The organism is Paractinoplanes lichenicola (genome assembly GCF_016785085.1).
In the GTDB taxonomy this organism is placed as follows: Bacteria; Actinomycetota; Actinomycetes; order Mycobacteriales; family Micromonosporaceae; genus Actinoplanes; species Actinoplanes lichenicola.
On the sequence record NZ_JAENHO010000004.1, the window covers coordinates 658,940 to 682,627 of the forward strand.

Annotated in this window: 21 protein-coding genes, 1 tRNA gene and 1 pseudogene; 9 read left to right on the plus strand and 14 right to left on the minus strand. The window is 66.0% G+C overall.

Translation table 11 applies throughout. The annotated features are described in order from the left end of the window. The first annotated feature begins 32 nt into the window (after positions 1-32). A pseudogene (locus tag JKJ07_RS16665) lies at positions 33-994 on the plus strand (alpha/beta hydrolase). A 45-nt stretch (positions 995-1,039) separates the two neighbouring features. On the opposite strand, the gene JKJ07_RS16670 reads toward JKJ07_RS16665, so the two are convergent. The 5 genes from JKJ07_RS16670 to JKJ07_RS16690 form a co-directional block, all read right to left on the minus strand. Continuing rightward, the gene (locus JKJ07_RS16670) at positions 1,040-3,271 is read right to left on the minus strand and encodes a transglutaminase TgpA family protein (RefSeq protein WP_202992446.1); all 2,232 of its coding nucleotides are present in this window, start codon (positions 3,269-3,271) and stop codon (positions 1,040-1,042) included. Continuing rightward, complete coding sequence (locus JKJ07_RS16675) at positions 3,265-4,419, minus strand: DUF58 domain-containing protein (RefSeq protein ID WP_202992624.1); 1,155 nt, start codon at positions 4,417-4,419, stop codon at positions 3,265-3,267. The genes JKJ07_RS16670 and JKJ07_RS16675 overlap by 7 nt, the downstream gene beginning before the upstream one ends. A gap of 101 nt (positions 4,420-4,520) precedes the next feature. Beyond that, positions 4,521-5,510 carry an AAA family ATPase gene (locus JKJ07_RS16680; protein WP_202992448.1) on the minus strand — a complete coding sequence of 330 codons (990 nt, stop codon included), beginning with the start codon at positions 5,508-5,510 and terminating at the stop codon, positions 4,521-4,523. 23 nt (positions 5,511-5,533) lie between these two features. Continuing rightward, entirely contained in the window at positions 5,534-8,164 is a 2,631-nt protein-coding gene (locus tag JKJ07_RS16685; protein ID WP_438871412.1) for a fibronectin type III domain-containing protein, read from the minus strand. A 137-nt stretch (positions 8,165-8,301) separates the two neighbouring features. Further along, the gene (locus JKJ07_RS16690) at positions 8,302-9,756 is read right to left on the minus strand and encodes a tetratricopeptide repeat protein (protein ID WP_202992449.1); all 1,455 of its coding nucleotides are present in this window, start codon (positions 9,754-9,756) and stop codon (positions 8,302-8,304) included. Positions 9,757-9,944: 188 nt separating this feature from the next. Between JKJ07_RS16690 and JKJ07_RS16695 the strand changes: the two genes are divergently transcribed. Next, a tRNA-Leu gene (locus JKJ07_RS16695) sits at positions 9,945-10,029 on the plus strand. Here JKJ07_RS16695 and JKJ07_RS16700 read toward each other — a convergent pair. From JKJ07_RS16700 to JKJ07_RS16720, 5 genes are all read right to left on the minus strand, one after another. After that, entirely contained in the window at positions 9,994-11,688 is a 1,695-nt protein-coding gene (locus tag JKJ07_RS16700) for a recombinase family protein (protein ID WP_202992451.1), read from the minus strand. The two genes, JKJ07_RS16695 and JKJ07_RS16700, sit on opposite strands and share 36 nt — an antisense overlap. A gap of 287 nt (positions 11,689-11,975) precedes the next feature. Next, positions 11,976-13,343 carry an FtsK/SpoIIIE domain-containing protein gene (locus JKJ07_RS16705; protein ID WP_236029007.1) on the minus strand — a complete coding sequence of 456 codons (1,368 nt, stop codon included), beginning with the start codon at positions 13,341-13,343 and terminating at the stop codon, positions 11,976-11,978. A gap of 371 nt (positions 13,344-13,714) precedes the next feature. Next, positions 13,715-14,032, minus strand: coding sequence for a hypothetical protein (locus tag JKJ07_RS16710; RefSeq protein WP_202992455.1), 318 nt, complete (start codon positions 14,030-14,032; stop codon positions 13,715-13,717). Beyond that, entirely contained in the window at positions 14,029-14,724 is a 696-nt protein-coding gene (locus JKJ07_RS16715) for a DUF2637 domain-containing protein (protein ID WP_202992457.1), read from the minus strand. Before JKJ07_RS16715 ends, JKJ07_RS16710 begins: the two co-directional genes overlap by 4 nt. A 1-nt stretch (position 14,725) precedes the next feature. Next, a complete protein-coding gene (locus JKJ07_RS16720; RefSeq protein ID WP_202992459.1) occupies positions 14,726-14,920 on the minus strand; it encodes a hypothetical protein in 195 nt (64 codons plus the stop codon). Between the two features lie 358 nt (positions 14,921-15,278). Here JKJ07_RS16720 and JKJ07_RS16725 point away from each other — a divergent pair, with 358 nt between their 5' ends. The 3 genes from JKJ07_RS16725 to JKJ07_RS16735 are packed head-to-tail and all read left to right on the plus strand — an operon-like array spanning position 15,279 to position 16,941. Beyond that, positions 15,279-16,013, plus strand: coding sequence for a helix-turn-helix domain-containing protein (locus JKJ07_RS16725; protein WP_202992462.1), 735 nt, complete (start codon positions 15,279-15,281; stop codon positions 16,011-16,013). A gap of 9 nt (positions 16,014-16,022) precedes the next feature. Next, positions 16,023-16,496, plus strand: coding sequence for an NUDIX domain-containing protein (locus JKJ07_RS16730; RefSeq protein WP_202992464.1), 474 nt, complete (start codon positions 16,023-16,025; stop codon positions 16,494-16,496). Beyond that, the gene (locus JKJ07_RS16735) at positions 16,489-16,941 is read left to right on the plus strand and encodes a hypothetical protein (protein ID WP_202992466.1); all 453 of its coding nucleotides are present in this window, start codon (positions 16,489-16,491) and stop codon (positions 16,939-16,941) included. The genes JKJ07_RS16730 and JKJ07_RS16735 overlap by 8 nt, the downstream gene beginning before the upstream one ends. A gap of 3 nt (positions 16,942-16,944) precedes the next feature. Here the strand turns inward: JKJ07_RS16735 and JKJ07_RS16740 are convergent, their stop codons facing one another. After that, the gene (locus JKJ07_RS16740; RefSeq protein WP_202992468.1) at positions 16,945-17,493 is read right to left on the minus strand and encodes an HD domain-containing protein; all 549 of its coding nucleotides are present in this window, start codon (positions 17,491-17,493) and stop codon (positions 16,945-16,947) included. A gap of 125 nt (positions 17,494-17,618) precedes the next feature. On the opposite strand from JKJ07_RS16740, the gene JKJ07_RS16745 reads away from it, so the two are divergent. Together JKJ07_RS16745 and JKJ07_RS16750 are read left to right on the plus strand one after the other, a co-directional pair. After that, positions 17,619-17,786: a hypothetical protein gene (locus tag JKJ07_RS16745; RefSeq protein ID WP_202992470.1), complete on the plus strand. Its 168-nt coding sequence runs from the start codon at positions 17,619-17,621 to the stop codon at positions 17,784-17,786. Between the two features lie 139 nt (positions 17,787-17,925). After that, on the plus strand, positions 17,926-18,660 hold the full coding sequence (locus JKJ07_RS16750; RefSeq protein ID WP_307834289.1) for an XRE family transcriptional regulator: 735 nt from the start codon (positions 17,926-17,928) through the stop codon (positions 18,658-18,660). 787 nt (positions 18,661-19,447) lie between these two features. On the opposite strand, the gene JKJ07_RS16755 is transcribed toward JKJ07_RS16750, so the two are convergent. Together JKJ07_RS16755 and JKJ07_RS52230 are read right to left on the minus strand one after the other, a co-directional pair. Further along, the gene (locus JKJ07_RS16755) at positions 19,448-19,894 is read right to left on the minus strand and encodes an HIT family protein (RefSeq protein WP_202992472.1); all 447 of its coding nucleotides are present in this window, start codon (positions 19,892-19,894) and stop codon (positions 19,448-19,450) included. Beyond that, on the minus strand, positions 19,887-20,300 hold the full coding sequence (locus tag JKJ07_RS52230; RefSeq protein WP_369077001.1) for a TIR domain-containing protein: 414 nt from the start codon (positions 20,298-20,300) through the stop codon (positions 19,887-19,889). Before JKJ07_RS52230 ends, JKJ07_RS16755 begins: the two co-directional genes overlap by 8 nt. Here JKJ07_RS52230 and JKJ07_RS49875 point away from each other — a divergent pair. Together JKJ07_RS49875 and JKJ07_RS16765 are read left to right on the plus strand one after the other, a co-directional pair. After that, complete coding sequence (locus tag JKJ07_RS49875; protein ID WP_236029008.1) at positions 20,208-20,438, plus strand: hypothetical protein; 231 nt, start codon at positions 20,208-20,210, stop codon at positions 20,436-20,438. The two genes, JKJ07_RS52230 and JKJ07_RS49875, sit on opposite strands and share 93 nt — an antisense overlap. A gap of 155 nt (positions 20,439-20,593) precedes the next feature. Continuing rightward, positions 20,594-22,087: a TIR domain-containing protein gene (locus tag JKJ07_RS16765; RefSeq protein WP_202992475.1), complete on the plus strand. Its 1,494-nt coding sequence runs from the start codon at positions 20,594-20,596 to the stop codon at positions 22,085-22,087. A gap of 54 nt (positions 22,088-22,141) precedes the next feature. Here JKJ07_RS16765 and JKJ07_RS16770 read toward each other — a convergent pair whose 3' ends face one another. Next, entirely contained in the window at positions 22,142-23,581 is a 1,440-nt protein-coding gene (locus JKJ07_RS16770) for a replication protein RepA (protein WP_202992477.1), read from the minus strand. Positions 23,582-23,688 lie beyond the last annotated feature (107 nt).

A 23,688-nucleotide genomic window follows, 5' to 3' on the forward strand; every position in this document is an offset into this window, starting at 1 on the left:
TGTTGTCGTCGCCCCTGTAGAGGAGATACGCCATGCCCGCCAACCCGCACAACGTCTCGCTCGAGCCCGCCGCCCTGGAGTTCGCCGAGGCCACCGCCAACCCTCCCTACCTGTATGAGCTCACGCCGGAGCAGGGCCGCAAGGCCGTCGACGGCGTGCAGGACGCCCCGATCGCCAAGCCCGCGGTCGACGAGAAGTGGATCACCGTCGCGGGCGGCCCGACCGGTTCGGTCCGCGCCCGCATCGTCAGGCCGGTCGGGGCCGCCGGCCCGCTGCCGGTCGTGCTCTACACCCACGGCGCCGGCTGGGTGTTCGGCGACGCCCACACCCACGACCGGCTCGTGCGGGACCTGGCCGTCGGCACCGGCGCGGCCGTGGTGTTCCCCGAATACGACCGGGCCCCCGAGGCGCAATACCCCGTGGCCAACGAGCAGTCGTACGCCGTGGCTCAGTGGGTTGCCGCGACGGCGCCGACGAGGGCCTGGACCCGACCCGCATCGCGGTCAGCGGTGACTCGGTCGGCGGGAACATGGCCATCGCGCTGACCCTGATGGCCAAGGAGCGCGGCGACGTCGCCTTCCGGGCCCAGGCGCTGTTCTACCCCGTCACCGACGCCAGGTTCGACACGGATTCCTATCACCGCTGGGCCGAGGGCTACTGGCTGACCCGTACGGGAATGCGGTGGTTCTGGGATCAGTACACCACCAGCGAGACCGATCGCGCGCAGCTCACCGCGTCGCCGCTGCGGGCCACCCCCGGTCAGCTCACCGGCCTGCCACCGGCTTTGATCATCAACGCCCTGCAGGACGTGCTGCACGACGACGGCGCCGGCTACGCCGACAAGTTGCGGGCCGCCGGGGTGCCGGTCACCCACGTCACCTACTCCGCCGCCATCCACGACTTCGTGATGGTCAACTCGATGCACGACACCCAGGCCGCGAAGGCCGCGGTGCTCCAGGCGGTCACCTTCCTCAAGCAGGCCCTGGACAGCTGAGCGTCGGGCCCCGCTGACGCCGGGCAAGGTTCTCGGGCGGGACGTTCACCGCCAGCGCAGCGGTCCGGGGTGCACGCTCCACAGCAGCCGTCGCCACCAGCTGCGCCGCGCGCGCAACTCTTCGGCGTACGCGATCGCCTGACCGCCGGCCCGGGACGCTTGCCCGTCGTCGGCGGCGCCCGGGGCGAACCCGACGGTGTTGATCCCCGCCACCAGCTCGTCCAGCGGCGGCATGTCCTCGCCTGCGGCGGGCTCCGGCACGGCTTTGCGCAACCGCTTCTGCGGTGGTCGCGGTTTTTGCGCGTACGCCGCCGCCTCGCTCGCCGCCAGATGTCGCGGCACCGGCTGCCCGGCCAGCCGCAGCGCGTCACGGAACTCCGACCACGCCCCGGTGATCCGCTCGTCCGGGCTGCCCTCGCCGAGCCTTCGCCGTCGCAGCGAGCGCCGCATCAGCACGACCGCCCCCGCCGCCGCGACCAGCAACAGCAGCACCGACCCCGACGCGCCCCCGGCCACCACCACAGCCGACGGCCCGTCCCGTTCGTCCGCAGCCAGCAGCGCCGGCGGCCCCGACGACGACGGCGTGGCCGTCGGCGTGGGCGGCTCCGACGGCGGCGTGGGCGGCTTCGACGGCTTGGGCGTGAAGTCCTCCTCCACCGGCCGCGGGGTCTTGCTCTTGGGCAGCGGGTCGAACGCCACCCACCCCAGCCCGTCGAACAGCACCTCCGGCCACGCCAGCGCGCTCGCCGCCGTCACGGTCCCACCCGCGGCCGGCGCGTCGAACCCGACCACCACCCGGCTCGGCAACCCGGTCAGCCGGGCCAGCAGCGCGAACGACGCCGCGAACTGCTCGGTCGTGCCCACCTGCCCGCCCTGCTCGCGCGGCCCGAACAGGAAGAAGTTCAGATTCGGGTACGCATGCCCGCTCGGCGCGTCCGCGACTTTGCGATAGTGCTCGGCCAGAAACTCCTCAATGGCTGTCGCCCGGTCGAAAGCGGCACCGTTGCCGTCGGCCAGCTGATCGGCCAGCCGCTGAATTCCCTCGGGCACTTCGGCCCCGACCGCCAAAAACCGCGCGACCGCATCCCCCGACGGCGAATCCGCGGTCGGCAGCAAATTCAGATCCGGCGTCTGCAACTCCGACGTCACCGAATATTTGAGCCCCGCCTCGAGCCCCTCCGGCCGGATCATCGTCCCGGTCGAGGAGTCAAAGGCAACCCGAGCCCCCTGTACGCCCGTGGGCGTGGGAACAACCGGCAGCAGCCGCCCGGTCAGCCCGTCGATAATCACGTCCTGCCGCACCTCGGTCAGCTGCGTGTCGGGCAGTTTCGGCTGCGCCGGCAGCACCCGCCCCGCATTGCGATAGGTGGCCCCGACCCGCCAGGTCACCCCGTCGTAATCCGGCAGCACCGCCAGCCGCAACCGCAGCCTTTTCCCCGGCGACGCCGACGCCCGCGACACTTTCAGCAGCGGCTCCTTCGGCGTCAGCGCCCACCCCGAGATCCGGTTGAGCGGGCTCTCGTCCAGGCTGTCGACCTGCGGCGGCTCCACATATTGCCGCGGATCCACCGGCGTGGCCCCGACCCGCCCGCCAACCAAAGGCCCCACCGCCACAATCAGCGCGAGCACAGCCACCAGCCCCGCCGCGGCACCGGCCAAAGCCCTTCCCCGTACGGCTTTAGTGACCTCGCTAGTGCTGTCGGCGCGCTGAGCCGGCCGCGCACTGACCGCCAGCGCGATCACGCCCAGCGCCGCAAAAATCAGGGTCGGCGTCCCCGCGTTGTCCGCATTCGGCCCGACCACATAAAGCGCGCCCCCATAGAGCCCCGCCACCGGCACCAGCCCGAGCAGAACCCGCCCCGCCCGCACCGCGATCTCGGCCCCCGCCAACCCGGCCAGCCAGGCCGCAATCACCGGCACGACAACGGTATCGGGCGTCGGCTCGACCGGAATCATCGCCGTCAGCAGCCGCGGAATACCGTTCTTCACGCTGTCGCGAACAATGGTGGCCAGCGGATCGGTGATGTCAGCCTGATTGGCGGCCAGCCGCAACGCCAGCACCGCATAACCCGCCATCAGCACAGCCGACAACGGCGCCACCACCCAGTTGGGCACCCGCCGGCAGGCCAGACTCAGCCCGACCGACCCGACCGCGGCCCCCGCCATCAGCTGCAGCAGCAGCGACCCGGCAAAGACCTGTCCGAGTACCACCCCGGACAGCGCGATCATCCCCGCCAGAGCAACAGCGACAACGGCCGCGCGAACCCACCTCACCATGCGCGTGCTCCGTCCCAGGCGGCGGCGAACTCGGAGCCGTCGACGGCCTCGATGACGATCAGGCCGTCGCCGCCGGAGACCGGGGCGCCGTCGCGGTCGCCGAGCAGCCCGGCCATGACCACCGGGTACGGCCCGCGCAGCGCACTCACCGCGCCGAGGTCGTCGCGCCCGCCGGGCCCGGTGAGGAACACCAGCGTGTCGCCGAGGCGCTGGGCCCGTACGCGCCGAAGGGTTGCCGCCAGATCACCGGGGACCAGGGCCGCCTGGGTCAGCACGTCGAGATAGGGCCCGCTCGCCACGCTGCTCACCAGGTGCAGGCTGACCGGGATGTCCTCGCGCACGGCGGCGGCCACGATCGACGCGGCGGCCTCGCAGGCGGACTCGAACGAGTCGGCGGTGCCGTCTTTCACGTCGGGATGCGCGGAGGCCCGGTCGTCGAGCAGCACCACGATCGTCGGCTCGGAGGTGTCGAGCTGCTCGCGGACCATCAGCTCGCCGACCTTGGCGCTGGACCGCCAGTGCACCCGCCGCAGCTCATCACCGACGACGTACTCACGCAGTGAGTCGAACGTGATCGAGCCGTGCGGCACCTTGTCGATGCGCCCGTCGAGGCTGCGGGCCATCCCGGCCGGCACCGCCCGCAGCAGATGGATCCGCGGGTGCACCCACACCTCGGCGATCCCCCCGTACGTGCGGGCCAACGTGATCAGCCCGAGCGGGTCCCCGCGGGTGACGCGCAGCGGCCCGATCGGCACCACGCCACGCCGGCTGGTCGGCACCGGGTAGTTCGCCGTGGTGTCGCGCCCCGGCCGCAACCGCAGCAACGGCACCGGCACCGACTGGTTCCCGCACCGATCCGAGGCGACGAGGTTGGCCGCCCGCACCCGGCTGGTGTTGCGCACGGTCAGGGTCATCTGCGCGGGTTCGCCCCGGGCGACCCGGTCGGGATCGGCGACCCGGTCGACGCCGAGCCGGGGCCGCCAGAACGCGAACACGACCGCACAGGCCAACGCGATCCCGGCCGCCGCCCCGAGCAGGGCAAGGTCGGGGTAGCCGTACTGGAAGCCCGCCACGAGCAGCGCCACCGCCGCGACGATCACGCCGTAGCCGCGGGCCGTGACACCCGTGGTGCGCCGCCACTTCCGCAGGCCGCCACCAGCAGCAGCTCCGGCCGCGGGGGAGGGGCCGCCGCCGGTCGGCGGAGCGCTGCCGACCGGCAGCGGCGGCTCTCCGGGGGGCGGGACGCTGGTCACGCCCCGGCCGTGACGCGGTTGTTGTCGGGCAGCGGCACCGGCACCGACCGTACGGCGTCGTCGAGCACCTCGGCCGCGGTCACCCCGCGCAGCTGCGCGTCGGCCGAGAGCAGCACCCGGTGCGCGAACACCGGCTCGATCAGCGTCTTGAAGTCCTCAGGCAGCACATAACCCCGCCCGTTGATCAGCGCGTACGCGCACGCGGCCCGGGTCAGCGCGATCACCCCGCGGGGGCTGACCCCGACGCGTACCTGCGGGTGGTTGCGGGTCGCGGCGGCGAGCCGGACGGCGTACGCGTAAAGCGGGTCGGCGATGTGCACCCGGGTGGCCATGCGCACCATCTCGCCGACGATGTTGGTGTCGGTGACCGGCTCGAGCGCGTCGGGGGAGCGCAGCGCCGCCCCGCGCAGCACCTCGACCTCGACCTCCTCGCTGGGATAGCCGACCGACAGTTTGACCAGGAAGCGGTCGAGCTGGGCCTCGGGCAGCCGGTAGGTGCCGTCCATCTCGACCGGGTTCTGCGTGGCCACCACGAGGAACGGCTGCGGCACCGGGTGCGGCACGCCGTCGACGGTGACCCGGCGTTCCTCCATCACCTCGAGCAGCGCCGACTGGGTCTTGGGGGAGGCCCGGTTGATCTCGTCGGCGATGACGATGTTGGCGAACACCGGCCCGGGGTGGAACTCGAACCCGCGGCTGGCCTGGTTGAAGATCGTCACACCGGACACGTCGGAGGGCAGCAGGTCGGGCGTGAACTGGATGCGCCGCCACTGGCCCTTGATCGAGGCGGCCAGCGCGCGGGCCAGGGTGGTCTTGCCGACGCCGGGCACGTCCTCGAGCAGCACGTGCCCCTGGGCGAACAGAGCGGTCAGGGCCAGGCGCACCACTTCGGGCTTGCCCAGCACGACCGCACCCACCCGGTCGGCGAGCGCGGCCGCCACCTCGGCGAACCCGTGGATGTGCTGCGGCGGCAGTTGTTCCGTCACTGTTGGTACCTCAATATGTAGCGCTAGCAGGTCGGCAGGTCGTTCAGGTCATCCCCGCCCTCGAGGTTGAGCCACGCCCACGGGATGTAGTTCTTGCCGCTGTAGTTGACCTGGATCCACCAGGTGCTGCGCTTCTCGTTGTTGTAGATGTACGCGTAGACCGACTCGCCGTTCTTCTTGCAGTACGCCTGCAGCCGCGTGCCCGGCTTGGCCCAGCCGACCTGCCGGTCGTCGTTCTGGCTGGTCACGCTGAAGATCTCGTTGCCGTTGCGGCCGTCGCGGTCGCTGTCGCAGTAGGTCGCCGTCTCGCCGTTCTGGCCGTTCTTGCAGGTCGCGATGCCGTACAGGTTGTCGGTGGTGCCCTTGGACTGGGCGGTGACCGTGCCCGCCGCGTTCTTGGCGGTGATCGTGAACGTGTACGCCGTGCTGGGCTTGAGGTTGGCCACCTTCAGGCTCGAGCAGCTGCCCGACGCGCTGCCGCCGCCACCCGACGACGCCACCGAGCAGCTGGCCGTGCCTCCGCCCGCGTCCACGCTGAACTTGACCGTGGCCGTGTTGAACGTGGCGTCCACGCCGGTGCCGGTGATCCGGGGCAGCGCGACCGTCTTCGCGGTGGCCGTGCCCGGCTCGCCTTCGCCGGCCTCGTTGACCGCGCGCACCTCGACCGCGACCGTGGCCCCGGCGTCGAACCCGGTCAGCGTGGCCGCCGTGCCGTCGGTGACGTCGACGGTCTTGCCGCCCCCACTGACCACGTACTTGGTGATCGGCCGCCCGTTGTCGGCCGCCGGCTGCCACGCCACCTGGATCGAGCCGGCCTGGTCGCCCGCGGTCGCCGCGTCGGTGCCCTCCGGCCTGCCCGGCTTGGTGAACGGCACGACGCTGCCGCTGACCGGCGACGCCTTGGAGCCCGCGCCGCGCTCGTTGACCGACACGACCGTGAACGCGTACTGCTTGCCGTATTCGAGCTGGCCGTCCTTGATCGTCAGCGACGCCTCGGCCGAGTCGCCGATCGGGGCGCTGCCGCCCTCGCTGATCGCCGTCACCGTGTAGCGCCGGATCTCGAGGCCCTGGCCGTTGGCCGGGGGCCAGCTCACCACGACCGAGCCGTCCGGCTTGGCCTCCGCGGTCACTGCCGTCGGGGCGTCGGGCACCTCGGACGTCGGTTTCACCCCATTACTCGTACGGGATGGGCCTTGACCCTTTTTGTTGATCGCGCTCACGGCGAACTGGTAGGTCTGGCCGTTGACCAGCCCCGTCACGGTCAGCGCGCGCTGGTCGGCGCCGACCTGGAACGTGCGCCCGGCCCCCACCACGACGTAGCGGGTGATCGCGGCGTTGTTGTCCTGCGCGGCCTGCCAGGTGACCCGCGCCTCGGCGTTGCCCGCGGCGGCCCGCACGTTACGCGGGGCGCTGGGCTTGCTGACCACCGGCTTCTTCGGCTTCGGCGGCGGCGGGGGAGCCTGCGGCGGCGTCGGCGGCCGGTCGCTGCCCAGCACGTCGTCGGCGTACTTGTCGACCGTGCGCACCGCGTGCGAGGCGTCGACGACCCGCGCCACCGACGAGCCCGGCGCGTTGATGAACAGGTAACCCTCGCGGACCTCGAGCTCGAGCTTGCCACCCGGGTTGGGGAAGGTGATGTCCTTCTGGCGCTGCCCGGCCGAGTTGAACACGTGCACCTGGCCCGAGTCGTCGGCCACGTAGAAGTAGCCCTCCCAGGCCACCGCCGGCTGCAACCCCTCGCCGTCGCCCGGCACCTGGAAGTCGGCCGCCACCCGCCGGTCACCGACGACGTAGACGTGACGCGCGTCCGGCACGGTCACCGGCACCTGCTTGCCGTCGGTGCGCGGCGCCAGCGTGCCCGGGCCGGCCAGGGGCAGGGTGGTGTTGGCGAAGCCGGGCTCGCTCCCGTTCACCACGGCCAAAGCATTGTTCGTACGGTTGAGCACCGCCACGCCGTCGTCCAGCGTGGAAAGCGCGAGGTCGTGCGCCGCCGGGGCGACGGACTCCGTGCGTACGCGCTGGGGTGTGCCGGTGTTTTGCTCGGGCGCGGCCGACGAGATCGCCGCCGGGGTGACCGCGCTGACGGTGCCCTCGGTCGGCGAGGCGATCCACAGCTTGCCCTCGCCGTCGAACACGCCACCCGCGATGCCCGGCGGGAACCGCAGCGGATTGCCGACCGGCCCCAGCGTGCGCGGGTCGAGCTGCTGCACCGACCCCTGCACGGCGTCGATGACGAACACCGAATCCTCGTGCAACGCCACCCGCACCCCGATGCCCGAGGTGGACGAGGCCGCCCAATATTCCTGCAGCGAGGTCAGGTTCATCGACCCGATCGCGCCCGTGGTGACATCCCGCATGATCACGAACTTGTCGTTCTGGACGATCTGCACCTCGTGCCCGCGCGCCTTGGGCACGTCGACGCGGGTGTCCACCTTGGCGGTGACCCCGTTGATGCGGGCCACCTCGCCCTTGGCCTTCGACCACACCCAGGACGCGGCGTCGAAGCTGGCCACGGCTTGATCGGCCGACCCGAGCCCGAAGACGGTCAGCCCGAGACCACCCGCAAGACTGAGCACGGTGCCCATCGTGACCAGATAGCCCCGCCGCCAACGGCGTTTCGGCCGGTCCAATGTCACCCCGTCTGCGCTGGTCACTGCCGCTTCCTCCCCGTCGGACGGCCACCGGATTCCAGAACGCAGGCCATCATAGGGGGATGCAGATGAGTGGTTCTACCCGTTGTGGATAACCCCGATCACGATCAGTGATCAAGCTAGCGCAGAGTGGCCACGATCTATCTGGGAGTAGCCGCGGCTCGCGACGTGCAGGCCTGCGGAGACGTCGCGAACTTGTTCCCGCTGTAGACCGCCACCACCGCGAAGCAGTAGTTCAAGTTCGTGTTCAGCCCCTCCATCTCGAACGACGTTCTGCCTGGTACGAGCGTTCCCGCCGGCTTCAACTCCTGCCCCGGCCGCCCCATGATGACCATGAACGGCACGGTCCCCTCGGTCGGATCCGCCCACCTGACCTCGATCGTCGTGCCCTTGTCGCTCAAGGTCACCTCGGTCGGCGCCTGCCCCGCCAGAGTTGGCACATCCTGCCTGTCAGACGGGTCACTCGTCCGATTGGCAAGAACAAAAACGAGCGCCGCCACCGCGATCACCGCCGCCATAACCGCCGCGATGGCCGCAAAAACACCCAAACCCTTACGACCCTTTTCCCCGTACGGGGTTGGGCCGCTCTGGTGCGCAGGCGCGAACACTTGCCCACTGGTCGGCGCCGCAGCCGGATATTGCGGCTGTTGCGGAGCCCCACCCCACGGCGCGGCTTGCGGCACCTGCGGCTGGAACATCGTCGGCTCGTCCACCGGTCCCTGATGCGGCAATGGGCCTGGCTGGGTCGCCGGCTCGGTCCAAACCTGCTGGTTGGCTTCCGTCGGCGGCTGAACCGTCCTCGGCCGTACCTGCGGCGGCACCGCCTCGAACACAGTCGTCGGCGCCTCTTGCTGCGCCGGCCCTGCCTCTTGCTGCGCCGGCCTCGCGCTGAAGCTGGGCGCCTGGGGCGGCGGGGGTGCGTTGAACGTGGGCGCCTGCGGTTGCGGCGCGGGCGCGTTGAATGTCGGCGCCTGGGGCTGCGGCTGGGGAGTGTTGAACGTGGGCGTCTGTGGTTGCGGGGCCGCTGAATTGAAGGCCGGCGCCTGTGGCTGCGGCGGCGTCCCGTTGAAGCGAGGCGCCTGCTGCTGTTGAGCGGCACCACTGAACCTGAGCCCCGGCGACCCCGCCTGCGGCGGCTCAGACTCCGCCCGTACGGGGGAAGGCTCTTGATCCGGCCCCAGATAAGCCCGCGCCTTGGCCACCGCCGGGTGATCGCCCCCCAGCACCGCCGGCCCCCACTCGGCCACCCGCGTGAAAGCCTTACGCGCCTCATGCCGATTGCCCAACTCTTCCGCCGCGACCCCGATCTCGTGCGAGATCAGCACCATCAGCGAGTCGGAATCACCCAACCGCCACTGCCCAGCCGCATACGCATCCTCAAGCACCCGCCGCGCCGCCGACGGATCATCCGCCCGCTGAAGCAGGATCCCCAATTCGTAGGCGGTGCGGAGAACATCCGGATCGTCCTCGGAAAGGTTGACTTTCCCGAGTTCAACAGCCTGCTCAAGCAGCGCCCGGGCCCCCGCAAGGTCCCCCGACGAGGCCAGGGCGTGAGCTCGTTGCCGGGCAGGACCAAGGGGCGAGGGCTGAGACACGCAGGCCATGCTGCCCGCTACCCGCACACCACCGCCATCCCGGGCCCATCCCCACGCCCGTATGCCCCCAATTGTCGTCACCCCACCCCTCCCGCACCCCCTCCCAGGGGCCGTGTAGAGTTCTCTCCTGTGCGGCCCGCTGGGACGCCGATCCTCCGCGATCGGTTAACCTTCAGGCGGTGATGCAGGTCCGGGTGGCGGAATGGCAGACGCGCTAGCTTGAGGTGCTAGTGCCCTTTATCGGGCGTGGGGGTTCAAGTCCCCCTCCGGACACGTATTAAAGACACGAAGATCGGCCGGGGTGGCAACCTCGGCCATCAGTGTTTCTGAGCCTGGTTTGTAGGTCAGGCGCAGGCCGATCCGGCTGTAGAGCTCCGCCCGATCCTGTGGGTCAGCGGCGCGGAGCAGGCGAAACAGGTCGTTGAAAGCGTCCGCGATGGCGTCGAGCTGATCGCTGCCCATCCGCTGGGGCGGAGCCTCGGTGAGCCCGAGCCGGGTCTGAGCGGCCTTCTTGATCGCGGTGGCCTCGCCAATCCAGGTGGCTATGAGCGCGGGGTCACCGCCGGCGTCGAGGGTCGCCCGATAGCGGCTGATCTTCTGATCGGCGTCATTGATCGTCTGGCGCAGGGTCTCGATCTGGCCCGGGGCGTCGTAGGCGGCGAGCGCTGCGCGGTACCGCGCGTCTGCGACTCGGCTGAGGTTGTCGGCCAGTGTCGTTCCGGTCAGTTCCTCGCGGAGGAATCGGTCGACCGGGTCAGTGATGGCGTCCTCACGTAGGTACAGCGCGGGTGGGTGGCTGATCTTGTGCTGGCGGACGAAGTCGCGGCTCGCGGTACACCGGTAGTAGAGGCGTCCGTGGTTAGGGTTGCCGACCATCTTGCGGTCGCACAGGCCGCAGGTGATCAGGCCGCGGAACAGGTAAGGGTGGCCGGTGTGCCGTGGCGCTCGGCCGGCGTCGCCGTTTGTTCCGCGTTTCTTGATGGTCTGTTGCGCTCGTTCGTAGAGATCGGTGCTGACGATCGGCGTGTGCGACTCCTCGCGCGACCAGACCCACTGGCTCGGGTCGTTCCAGCGGTGCCGGTTCTCGTGGCCAAGCGCGACATCGTCGACGTTGATCAAGACTTCGTCCGTGCGGGCACGGTTCCAGACTTGGCGGCCGGTGTAGCGCGGGTTCAGCAGGATCGCGCGCACCGCAGTGGTCTCCCACACCTGCGTTCGACGGTGTGAGTTTCGTGCCCGGTCGTAGGCGGACGGGCATGGGATGTCGTCCTGTGTCAGGCCGCGTGCGATCGAGGTCATTCCGCGCCCTGAGACGTACTCGTTGAAGATCCGTTTCACGACCGGTTCGGTGACCGGGTCGGGTTCGAGGCGATGCAGACGCCTTCCCTCGGCGGCTTTGGCGGGGTTCGGGTGCGGGCCACCGTCGGCGAGCCGGTAGCCGTACGGTGGGCGTCCGCCGAGGAACCGGCCTTCCAGTTCGGTTTGCGCTTTCATCGCCGAGCGGACGCGGACTTTGATGCGGTTGCGTTCGCCTTTGCTCATGCCGCCGTAGAGCGCCATCACGAGATCGTGGGCGTCTGAGCCGGGGTCGATCGCGCCGCCGATCTCGGGCACCCACAGTCCGACGCCGTAGTGCACGAAGACTGGGAACGTCATGCCGAACTGGCTGCCGTAGAACGCGCGCTGCGGCTCGCCGATGACGACGGCGTCGAAGTCGCGACCGGGGCTCTTGATCGTGTCGAGCAGGCGCAGCGCTTCCGGGCGCCGCTTCCATGGCAGTGAGCGCGATTGCCCGACGTCGAAGAATTCCGCGACGATCTCTCCGCCGGCCGGCTCGATCAGGCTGCGAGCGCGAGAGAGCTGCCAGGCTTTCGACGCCTGCGGGTCTTGCTGATCTTCGGTCGACACGCGTCCGTAGGAGGCGAACCTCATGTCTGCCGAGTCTTCCGGGCTCGGTCGATGATGCGCCACAGCACATCTGCGGCAGCCTCCGAGAGTGGGACTTCTAGGGACGTCTTGACCTGCTCGTTCTCGATTTCGAGCGTCTTGCACGTTCGTATGCTGCGATTTCTCCCCTCCGCGGTGGTGTCTTCCATGGTGATCGTCGGGCCTCCTTTCTCCTCTCATTGCGGGTCCGTGCGGTCGTCCGTCCGTTGTTCGTCCGCGCGTTGATCTGCGCAGACGCGCGCGAGCGGACGGACGTCCGCGCGGACATCGACTCACGCTCGCCAGCGGCCCCGGGTGACTTGCCGGGCGCGGCCATTGGTGGCGAGCGCGTGGAGCCGGTCATAAACCCAAGTGCGGCTCATGCCGGTCGCTTTGATGAGTTCGGGGATGGCCAGCCCGTCGTCGGGCGCCTCATCGAGTGCGCTCAGGAGTGCCGATTCCAGGTCGGCTGACGTGACCCTTGGCGGTTCGAGGGCACGACGGGGCCCGTCGATCGCGGCCTGTGACAGCGGATCGAGTTCCGGTCGCTGGTCGGCGTAGCGGACGGCCGTGTCACGGACGTGGTCGTCGGTGACGAGGTAGGCGCGGGCGCGTCGTGGTTGGTTGTGCCCGTCGGCCAGGACGTAGAACTTGCCCGGGGCGTCGAGGGTGTGGGCGTGCCAGCCGGCGGCGAGTATCCCCTTGTCCAGGATGAGATCGACGTCGCGACGCTCGCGGACTCGGAGGCAGACCCGGATGCTCATCTGTGAGCGCAGCGCCCCGCCGCCCATGGCCTTTTGTGTCGGGCGTTGAGTAGCGGCGAGCAGGTCGACGGCGACCGCTCGGCCGCGCCGCGCCACTGATTCGGCGTAGCCGACAGCGTCCGGTGCGGTGTCAGCCAACTCGGCGTACTCGTCGATGACAATGACCAGCGCTGGCGCGTTCGGCGTGGGTTCCCAGACGCGGGAGTTGTCACGGCTGGACGCGTGTGCGCGGGCTTCGAGCACGGCCACGGCGTCGGCGAGCAGCCGCGGGGCCTCGTCGGGTGTTGTCGCCAGCCGCGCGAGGCACGGTGCCCACGGCTGTAGTTCCATGCCGCCTTTGAGGTCGATGCCCCAGAGCACGACGTCGGGGCACGCGACGAGGTTGCCAAGGACGACGTTGAGGACACCGCTCTTTCCCGAGTCAGTGGTGCCACCGATCAGTGCGTGCCGCCGCAGGAGCGGCACGCGGACGGTCGTTGCGTCCTCGAAGACGCCCAGCTCGATCGGGTCGGCCAGCGTCGTCGCCGTGGGGCCAGGCCACGGGATTGCCCCTGCGTGCGGGTCGACGGCAAGGACTCTCATTGTGCAGCGCCCGGCATGCGTGGGGTCCTGCTCGACGCGTACGGCGCCGGGCCGGGTCCCCAAAGCCGACTCGATAGCCGGCACACGAGCGACGACGTCGGTGACGCTCTGGCCTGGCTTCAGCTTCATCCGGGCTCGCCAGCCCCAGGTGTCGACGACGGCCGACATGACGCGGGAGCCGTCGAGCCCGATCGTGTCCGCAAGGTCGGGCCAGGCGTGGATGACGCGGTCCACGCGGACGCGGGCACGGCGTCGCCGATGAGACCACCAGGGAATGCCAAGCACGACGATTCCCAGCACGAGGACGGTGAACAACGGCCGCGAGCTGACCCCGAGCGCGGTAGCCGCAGAGAGCCAGCCACCCGCCACGGCTGTAGCTGTCGCGGCGTATGCGCGCTCCTCCCGGCGCTCGACACCCCAAGGAAATCCGCGAAGGCCGGAGGCAACGGCCACCAGAACGGTAATCAGTGCGACGAGCGGCCACGCGCTGCGGTGGGTGTGGTGCAACAGTGATCCGACTCCCGCGAGTACGAGGCCCGCGTAGATCGGCGCGGCCTCTGACCGGTACCGAAACAACGCTCGGGCTATCGAAGCCAGGCCGACGAGCAGGACTGGCTCATCGGGCACGAGAAGCAGCGGCTGCGGATGGCGCCGGGTCCACCGGCGGTGTCGGCGTCCGTAGGCCCTCATTCGCTTTGCCGTTCATCAGGTAGTGGCCAGGGCTGATGTTGGGCGACAGCGTCGCGCAGGTAGGACAGCGGGTCGGCTTCGCCCTCGCGATCGGCGCCAAGGGTGGCGCGAGTAGCGGCGAGCAGATCGGCGAAGTCCCATTGAGCGCGGCTGAGCAGTTCAGCCAGGCGTTCGATTTCGGTGAGCAGGCCGGGAATGTCGGCGGCGGCGGTCCAGACGGTTGCCGGGGTGGGTCGGCTTCGTGCGGCGTGCAGGTGGGCGAGTACGGCCTCCGGGTCGATGGTCGGGCGCGGGATGCGCGGTCGGTTCGTCATGGGCGGGTTGATGCCTCCTCTCGGTCGGTGCTGACAGGGGTTGCGGCCTCGTCGGCAAGCCGTCGCCGTAGCTCCGTTGCCTTCGGTCCGGCGATGTGCAGTGCTGAGCGCAGGCCGTCACGGCTGATAGGGCGGCCGTCGTGTTCGGCGCGGTGCATCGAGTCGGCCTTCCGGGCGGCTTGGAGTAGTTCGGCCTCCGTGCGGCGCCGGGGCTGATCGGTCCGGACTTGAGTACGGACCGCGGGACGGTTGTTGAGCGCAGGAGTCTCGTTGTCGGCAGCCTCGGTGGTGGCCGTGAGCGCGTGAAGGTGGGCGGTGAGCCCGAGGACGGCGGCCGGGACGGCGCCGACGAGGACGACGATCGGCCAGGAGACGGGGACGATGTCTGCCGCGATGAGGTGGTAGCCGGCGTTGCCGAGGATGCTCGTCGCAATGGCGCCGATGGCGTTGGCCCTTGCGAAGCTGCGGACACGGGTCGTCCCGACCGTTCCGGCCAGCCAGACTCGCGCGGCGGTCATGGCGTACGCGTCGATGGTGACCGGCAAGAGCCACGCGAGCTGGCCGGGCCAGCCGGCGACCTCTGCGAGTCCGCGAAGGCCGGCGAAGCTGGCCACTGCCGCGGAGATCGCGGCTACCGCCATGCCGACGATGACCCACCAATCACGCCCGGGTGCGGTTGAAGCTTCGCTCATGTCAGAGGTCCAGTCCGGCGACGAACCGCGCCAGTGCCCGGAGCCCGTCGCCGATTTCGGGGCCGATGGAAGACGAGGCGAGGAAGTAGCCGAAGGCCGCGCAGACGGCGGCTTGCCAGAGCGGCAGTCGGGCGTATCGCCAGAGCAGGTAGACGAAGACCCCGAGCAGAATGACTGCGGAGATGGCGATCGTCACGCGTCACCGCCGTGATTGTTGCGAGCGCGGCGCCCTCGACGCGTACGGAGAGCCTTGTCCCTGCCGCCGTGGCCGCCGCGCGGCTGGTGACGCCGGTTCCAGCGCGTTCGGGCAACGCACTTGCGGCACATCGTCGGGTGTCCCGCGCCGAGCTGCGCGCCGCAGGGGCAGGTGGGGGTCTCGCTGGTGAAGTGTTGGGTTTCCATTGCTGGCTCCTCTCGATCGGCGGTGCGTTATTCGCATCGACGCCATCGAGAGTGCGGCTGGCGGCCGGGACGTCAGCAGTTGCTAACTGGACGGCTTGTTGACGTCTTTCGTAGGGTGACCAAGCTGGCTGGGACGTCCCGACGGGAAGACGATGCCGAACGAGCGACTACGCACCGCGATCCTTGAACGTGGCATCACCCCGGCCGGACTGGCGGAAGCGCTCCAAGTCGACCCGAAGAGCGTGGAGCGGTGGATCAACGGCCGGACGCCGTACCGTCGCCATCGGTACGCGGTTGCCGCGCACCTCGGGGTCGACGAGGTGTACCTGTGGCCCGACGCGCTCAACCCTGATCAAATCGCCAGCGCGAGCGAGAGCGAGATCATCAACATCTACCCGCATCGCTGGACTGTTCCGTCCGACCTCTGGCGGCGAATCTTCGACCGCGCTGGGGAGGACATCGGCGTCCTGGTCTACAGCGGCTTGTTTCTGTCCGAGGACGCCGGTATTCAGAGGATCTTCCGCCAGAAGGCCGAGGCCGGGGCGCGCGTGCGCATCCTGCTCGGTGACCCGGACAGCGAGGTCGTGGCCCAGCGGGGCGCCGACGAAGGCGTCGACGACGCCCAAGCGGGAAAGATCAAGAATGCCCTCGTGATGTACCGGCCGCTGCGCCAGCTCGACGGCATCGAGTTCCGGCTGCACCGGACCGTGCTCTACAACTCGATCTACCGAGCCGACGATCAACTCCTCGTCAACACGCACATCTACGGCGTCACCGCGTCCCAGGCGCCGGTGCTCCACCTACGGCGAGTCGCCGGCGGTGGCATGGTTACGACCTACCTGGACAGCTTCGAGCGCGTCTGGAACGACGCGACTCCGCTGCCCTAGGTTGGAAGCATGGTCGGGCGGAGAGACTTCTACGACGATCCCGATGCGCCGGCCGCGACATCGCTCGTCCCGTCGGCGAACGTGATCGTGGCGGATGACGACGGTCGAGTCCTGTTGGTCCGTCGTTCGGACAACGGCAATTGGGCGCTCCCAGGAGGCGCGATGGACCTGGGGGAGTCGCTTCCGGCGACCGCCGTACGGGAAACCGCCGAGGAAACCGGGCTCAACGTCGAGATCACCGGCCTGGTGGGGATCTTCACCGACCCACGGCACGTCATCCTCTACACGAGCAACGGCGAAGTGCGGCAGGAGTTCTCGGTCGTCTTCGCCGCACGGGCGATCGGGGGAACCCTTTCGACAAGCTCCGAGACGACCGACGTCCGATGGGTCCCCACCTCGGAGATCGATTCTCTGCCCATGGACCGATCGATGCGCAAGCGTCTCGACCACTTCATGACCTCGGCGGACGTGCACCTTGGATAGCGAATGGCTCGGGGCCTTCGCGGACTCGTTCTCCGCGGTCGGCACGGTCGGTGCGTTCCTCGTCGGGTTCATGCTGTTGCGCCGCGAACACCGCCGTGAGGCCGAACGTTCGGAAGACGCACGCCGAGTGCAGGCCGAGCGAATCAGCGCCTGGGTTGAGATGACCCGCAAGGCCGACGGTGAACGTGAGCTGGCTTTCCACATCCACAACGCCAGTGGCATGCCGATCTACGAGGTGGAACTTCCCATGCCCGCGTACGGCGACGAAGAACAGCGCTCGGAGTTCATTGGCCTCGTTCCACCAGGCCGAACCATCCAACGCCCCGCACCGGCCGACTGGCTCCGGACGTACGTAGAGCCGGAACCGGTACAAATCGAGTTCCTGGACAGCTCAGGTCGCCGATGGAGCCGCGACGAGCAGGGCGCTCTGTCCCGGACGGAATGATCGTCAGGTCCGATCGAGCGCCGCCTTCACGATGCGAACTGAGTCGATGATCAACGGGCTAGCTTCCCGGATCGATTCGGCAACGAGGTCGCCGTCGCCGTAGCGGGCCAGGATCTCGGCGAGGCGGAGCTCCACCTCGGTGGGCTCGCCGTCCGGCGTCGTGGTCATGTCTGCATACGTGATCGCATCCGCGGCCAAACCGCCGACGGGTGGGAACTCCTGCGTGAGCTGGTCAGACAACCCGCGGTTCCGAGCCTCGATGAAGGCGCACGAGTGGTGTGCGACGAGCCGGCACACCAGGTCGTCAGCTTGGGCGACATCGCGCAGGTAACGAGCACCGTCGAGCTGATGCATCCCGGTCACCACGAGGTTCGGGGCATACCCCACGTCGTGCAGCCACGCAGCGGAGATGAGGGCCGACGCGTCATCGCCGACCAAATGTGCGACTGTCTCAGCCTTGAGTCCCACGCCTTGACTGTGAAACCAACGTCGGGGGATCGACTCAGACAGCAACGAGCGCGTGAGGTCACGGGCGCGCTCGACCTGGTCCACATTGCGAGCCTATGTGAACGTACCGTCGAACGCACGTGACGCCCTGTCGCTGCTCCTTTGTCTAGAACGAACTACTGAGCGGCACGTCCGGCTAGTAGAGCGGCGAGCCGACCGGCCACAGTCGGATGGACGTCGCCGATCCGGACGACGGCGTCACCTTTGCGGCCCATGGCGTTGTGCAGCGCTGGGAAGTCTTGGCCTACATCGAACCCGGCGTCTTCGAGCGCAAGCGCAAGCCGGTCAGCAGCACGCTGTGCTGCCTCTTCATTTGCTTGGTCATCTTGACCCACTGAGCCTGCCCAGTCCTATCCCTCGACGGACGATGCCTGCTTGAGAGTCTTCGCGTCAGATCACACCGTGTGAACTACGGCGCTAGGACGTCTTGGGACTTCTTGGATACGATGGGTCATCGCCAGCGATGGGAGTCGTTGCGTGACCAGTCCACTCACCCGCGCGATGCGAAGCGCGGGCATCAACGAGATCGACGTTGCCGCGCGACTTGGCGTCGACCCGAAGACCGTGCGTCGCTGGATGACCGGGCGTAAGCCCTACCCGCGCCACCGCAACGCTCTCGCCAGCTTGACGGGATGGTCGCAATACGACCTGTGGCCAGACCTGCCACGGGCCGCGGCCCATGGCGACCACGCCGACGAGGTCGTAACCGTCTATCCCCATCGATCCGCCGTGCCGGTAGATACGTGGACACGCCTCTTCGGCGGCGCCCGCGAGGAGATCGATCTCCTCGCCTACAGTGCCCTCTTTCTCGCCGACGACGTGGCCGCATCCGCTCAACTGCGCTACAAGGCGGAGGCCGGCGTACGGGTGCGCATCGCTCTCGGGAAGCCGGAGGGCGCCCACGTGCTTGATCGCGGCGCGGAGGAGCGCATCGGCGACGGTATGAGTGCTCGCATTCGTACGGCCCTGGTCGGCTTTGGTCCAGTCGTCGGTGCTGGCGCTGAGCTGCGGCTGCACGACACTGTGCTCTACAACTCGATCTACCGCGCGGACAACGACCTACTGGTCAACGCTCACGTCTTCGGCCGGCCGGCTTCACACGCGCCCGTACTGCACCTGCGGCGACATGTTCCCGAAGGGATGGCGGCTACCTACCTCGACTCGTTCGAGCGGGTCTGGGCCTCGTGTTCCGACGCGTCCGTTGAGGCGTAGAAGCCTGGGCAGCCCGGCCGCACGCTCATCTGGGGGCACGCACGGCCGGGGCCTCGGGCAACCGGTGTCCCAATGCTCGCGCGATCTGGATACCGACTTGCAGGTCCAGACTGCTGCGAGTATGGGATCGAAGGCACCACACCCGTCGGGACGTCCTGTCACGACTTGACGTCCCAACGGATGTCTCCGAGCCAGCTCGACATCGAGTGATGGAGTCGCGCATTGGTGAGTGCTACGACGGAACTACCGCTCGGCACAATCAATGCTGACTGATCACTTGCTCGATAGGTAGATGACCAACCCCACTACGAGTAGCCCACCGTAGAACGGCGCTATTGACCAAGAGAGCCATACTTGGGGGCCGGGAAGCCATCGCCCGGCGAATTCTCCGACTTTACGCCAGCGCGGCATTCTTTGCTCAGTCACTGCGATGGAACCGTCCGCGGCGCTACCCGACTTCTCTAAGGTCGTGAAGAAAACATTCGACGCATCCAGTGAGAATACGGGAACCGCCCGCGGGTCGGCAGTCACTATACCGTATAGCTTCCGATACGCCTTTTCTTGGCGTAGATAGTTAGCGTCAATTATGGAGAATAAAAGTACTGCCGCCATTCCTAGAAGGGCTAGCGACTCAACGCTTTTCGTAAGCGCATATCCGTATGTGGCCGTTACTACCGGGAGCAGCCAACTCTTAGCGGAAGAGGACGCGGCGGACATCCGCGTTACAACAGCTTGAATGTAGTCAAGGTGTTTTCGGCGATCGTCAGGCGTCGGTTCCGGAATGTTCTCAATCATCTTGACCTGAGTTTCGCACAGCCCACCTCAGACGCCCCCAAGCTTCATCTTTATCAAAGTCCGAGTAGTCCGTCTTCGGAGGCCATATCCGCCCGAAGCGATCGTCGCGCCAACGCGGAACAACGTGAACGTGAAGGTGAGGGACTGTCTGAGTGGCAGCGTCGCCATTCGACTGGATGACGTTCAGCCCGTCAGGGTTGACTGCTCGCCGGATGGCGCTAGCAATTTTCAAGCTGACCCTTGAAAGGCCTTCAGCCGTGCGAGAATCCAAAGCCCAAATATCCTCGATGTGACGCCTGGGTACTAACAGTGTGTGGCCTAGTGTTGCGGGTTCAGTAGGAAAGAATGCGACGATGTTATCGTCACGATAAATCTCTCGCGCGTCCGGATCACTTTTTCTAACTATTTCGCAAAACGGGCACTCTAATTGACTATCCATTGCGGCGCACGACACCCTGATCGGACCACCAGTCTAGGTTCTTCCTAAGGAAATTGTAGGTCGCGGTCCCATCAATCCTCCCGTACCAGTCGATCTGAGTTGGGTCGAAAATCGGAATGCCCGATGTAGAATGGAAGGGACTCGGCCCGGCCTTGTCTACTGCCTTCTCCATGGAAGGGATTCCGTGAATCCGAATTCCTAGAAGTGGCCTCTTGTCTTTCCAAGCCTTTTCGATCTCGTACTGAACCCAGGGTCGAGAAGCCGTCTGCTGTCCGATAAGTACGATCACCGACTTTTTGTATAGCATCTTTTCGTGGATCCAGCCCTCAATGCCCTTTTTGCCTTTCTGTTTCACGGTTTCCCAGGCTTGGGCGGTCAAGAGGGGCTGCTTCTCAAGCGCGTTCATATTGCGAACGAGCTGGACTCGATGCACATCCCGATCATAGTGAAAGCTGTAAAATACCGCGTTTCCCACAAGAATTTCCTTTCAAAGATCGACCATTTTACCGCTAGCTGTCGGCTCAGGGAAGGCGTGGAGTCGTGACACCTGTCGCTTACCCGACACTAATTTCGGAAGAACGGACCATTGTTACAGATCGAATGGTGCAGTCTTCTGACCCTGAAAGATGCGACCGAGGACCGTGGAGCCTCCGTGGTCACGCCATCCCGTAGAGTCTCGTGTTCGGCTAGTCTGTCGTAGTGTCCAAGTTGACTGTTGAGGATGTCTTCAAGATCTCTGGCGTGCCGACCCACACCTTCGTGAAGCCATCCGAATTTAGCCGGCTCATGGTTGCTCTACGCACGCCTGGCCGAGGTGTGGTTGTAGAAGGTCCGTCAGGGATCGGAAAGTCAACGGCCGTTACCAAGGTCCTAGACGAGCTAGAAATAGCTAAAGACGTTGTCAAGCTCAGTGCACGAATTCCCTCCGATGTGGAGTATATCGAGCTACTTCCGGAGCTTGGCGGGTTTGGCACGGTGATCGTGGATGACTTCCATCGCCTTGACGACAAGACGAAAGCTCATCTCGCAGATCTTCTCAAGGTGACAGCCGATCAGGAGGACACAACACGCAAGTTGGTAATCATTGGAATTAACGATGCGGGTAGGGCTCTGATAAAGTCATCTCCGGATCTTTCTAACCGCATCGACGTGGTCAAGTTCGAGATCGAACCCGACTCCAAAATTGGCGAACTTGTAGCGGCGGGTGAGAATGCGCTCAATGTCCGAATATCTGCTCGTGAGCATATCATTGAAAAGGCACGGGGGAGCTTCTACCTAGCGCAGCTTCTGTGTATGGATGCCTGCGTAGCCGAAGGTGTAATTGAGAAGCCCGACGCTGAAAGGGTTATAAGTACTTCGTTTGCCGCAGTGCAGCGTCGAGTCGTGGAACGGCAAAAGGAGCGGTTTGGCGACACGGTTCGTGCCTTCGCTCGTGGAACGAAGTTTCGCCCTAGTGGCCGAGCGCCTTATCTACACATCCTTAAATGGCTTTCCGAGTCGGATTCGTGGAGCATCTCACTCTCTGAAGAAATGCGGAAGCATCCCACAGAGAAGGTCAGCGTTAGTATCGTACTCGACCAAGGCTACCTGAAAAATCTTACAGACAAAGTAGATATATCCGAGATCTTGCACTTCGATCCGGACGCGCGGATTCTTGCTGTGGAGAATCCGATGCTTATTTTCTACCTGCGTAACGTCTCGTGGCCTGACTTCGTCCGTGAAGTCGGATTCACGAATGTCGACTACCGGCAGACATACGATTTTGCTCTCTCATTCGCGGGTGAGGATCGGTCCTACGCGGAGCACCTGCGCAATGCTCTAGAAGACAATGGGCATACCGTATTCTATGATTTTGCCGAACAGCACCGATTCCTTGGTCAAGACATCGAAGCCTACATGGGGCCAATTTATGCGTCTGACTCTCGGGCTGTTGTTGTCGTTCTTGGTGATAGGTATGGAAGAAAGCGTTGGACCTTATTCGAGGCGAGCCAGTACAAATCACGTATTGAAGCTGGCGAAGTGATTCCCATCTGGTCCTCCGCTGTAGCGCCGTCGCCCTACGATGAAATGCGGAACCGGGGCGGGCTTGAGTATGACCCTCTGGGTGATCTACTTCAACAAGCCACGTCTCATGCCGATGCCCTATCTAAGATGATCGCAGAGCGATCGGACGGGTCTAGCGCTCGAGCGTAGCTAGAAATAACGACTTGATATTGGCGCGGCCAGTCACGCGGAAGTCTGCGGACGTCATGATTCTGCCTGTAGGCGACGAGCGTTTCGTGCCGGCGCTGTTTGCTTCGGCTGGCATAGTGCCTTGAGTTGATCGACGAATTCGGCTCCTGGTAGTTCCCCATCCCTTACATCGCCATAATGGCAGTCATTCAAGCTGAACCAGACCTCCCCGGAGCGTAATAGAGGGAGGATGGGCTTGCCTTCACACTCCGCTAGGCGAACCTCTCGCTGCACCCACCTGGAGCGTTCGGCATCAGGTGTCATGATGACTATTAGGGCAACGCAGCCGACAATCTTTTCTCGTACGACTTCCACCCATCGTTCGCCAACATCGATATCATGGTCATACCACGCGTTTAGGTCGGCTTTGGTCAAAAGCTCTGCGAGTTGGCTAGCATAAGTCTTCTCCTCGCGTGGATAGGAAATGAAGAAGTGTGATATCCGGCTTGTATTTCGCCTTGGTGCCTTATCTTTCTTCTGTTTATGCGGAGTCTCGGCAGATGGAGTAGGCTCTTTTTTGAGGTGTGCTTTGACTCCTTTAGCAGATTGGGAAAATGCTTGCATAGGCCTAATGTCCAGGTGAATTCCAGAATCATGCAGCGCGATTCGCTGCGACCTGAGAAGAGTTAAAATTAGCGGCAGGGTCTTCCGTATGTCTCGTTTGACTTCATATTTTATCCGCGATTTCGATGACGCATAGTTCGGATCCGGTATTCCATTAAACCTGGCCGCCAGGTATTCCCAATTGTAGTGTTCGACTTCCTTGACGCGTTCAAGCTGCGCCGTAAGAAAGACGTACAGATTTGCCGCCAAACCGCCAAACTTCAATAGACTTAGTGCGTCCAAATCCACCGCTACGGGGTCGCCGTGAGTGAGGTGACGGAAGAAGCTGTCGGAAAACTCAACAAAATTTCGTCTTCCTGCAGGCTGTGGCTGGCTTCTGGACTGTCCCCACAGCGACCAGTCGGAAAAGATTGGTTCTTCCGGTACTGACCAGTCGTCCCCTATTCTGATGGATGAATTTGTGAGTCGTCGCAGTTGTTCAGCTAGCCGTTTTCGGCTGCCGTTCATTCCCCCAGTACTGGCGAGGCCCAGCTTCTTCATAAAGGCGCTGTAGGATCCATCCAGTTCGATCGTGGGTTCGCCACTCCGAAAGGCTTCGCCGCAAAAGAAGGCAAGGAGGAGTACCGCTAGTCCTCCGAACGGCAAGCCGATATCTTGTTCGCCGGTTGCTCGCGTGATTACGGTTATTTCGGCCGCACCGTTGCGTCGGCGCCACACTCGGTTCCGCGCGTCAGGGCTGCGATAAGGTAATGAACATTGCGTCAGTTCCCAGGGCAGGTAGCCGGCAGGCTGTCGCTGGCGTATGTGGAACTTTTCGATCGCCTGAGCAAGCTGTAGATCCGCACTTGGACGTCCTGGCACCTGGAAAGGGTCACACGCCGGCAAGTCCAAGTGCAAACCTACGTTAGGCCTCGCGCCGGCCGCGTTAGCCAGCCCCTGGTAGGTATAGGTCTGTGCAGGAGACAGGCCTGCGCATGCTTAAAAGGCCCTAACACGAT

What these genes read in the sequence shown, in the direction of transcription:
- JKJ07_RS16715 (WP_202992457.1), bottom strand. Translation starts at nt 14,724, where the DNA reads ATGAGCGAAGCTTCAACCGCACCCGGGCGTGATTGGTGGGTCATCGTC.
- JKJ07_RS16755 (WP_202992472.1), bottom strand. Translation starts at nt 19,894, where the DNA reads ATGGATAGTCAATTAGAGTGCCCGTTTTGCGAAATAGTTAGAAAAAGT.
- JKJ07_RS16725 (WP_202992462.1), top strand. Translation starts at nt 15,279, where the DNA reads ATGCCGAACGAGCGACTACGCACCGCGATCCTTGAACGTGGCATCACC.
- JKJ07_RS16730 (WP_202992464.1), top strand. Translation starts at nt 16,023, where the DNA reads ATGGTCGGGCGGAGAGACTTCTACGACGATCCCGATGCGCCGGCCGCG.
- JKJ07_RS16745 (WP_202992470.1), top strand. Translation starts at nt 17,619, where the DNA reads ATGGACGTCGCCGATCCGGACGACGGCGTCACCTTTGCGGCCCATGGC.
- JKJ07_RS16710 (WP_202992455.1), bottom strand. Translation starts at nt 14,032, where the DNA reads ATGACGAACCGACCGCGCATCCCGCGCCCGACCATCGACCCGGAGGCC.
- JKJ07_RS16700 (WP_202992451.1), bottom strand. Translation starts at nt 11,688, where the DNA reads ATGAGGTTCGCCTCCTACGGACGCGTGTCGACCGAAGATCAGCAAGAC.
- JKJ07_RS52230 (WP_369077001.1), bottom strand. Translation starts at nt 20,300, where the DNA reads ATGAACGCGCTTGAGAAGCAGCCCCTCTTGACCGCCCAAGCCTGGGAA.
- JKJ07_RS16670 (WP_202992446.1), bottom strand. Translation starts at nt 3,271, where the DNA reads ATGGTGAGGTGGGTTCGCGCGGCCGTTGTCGCTGTTGCTCTGGCGGGG.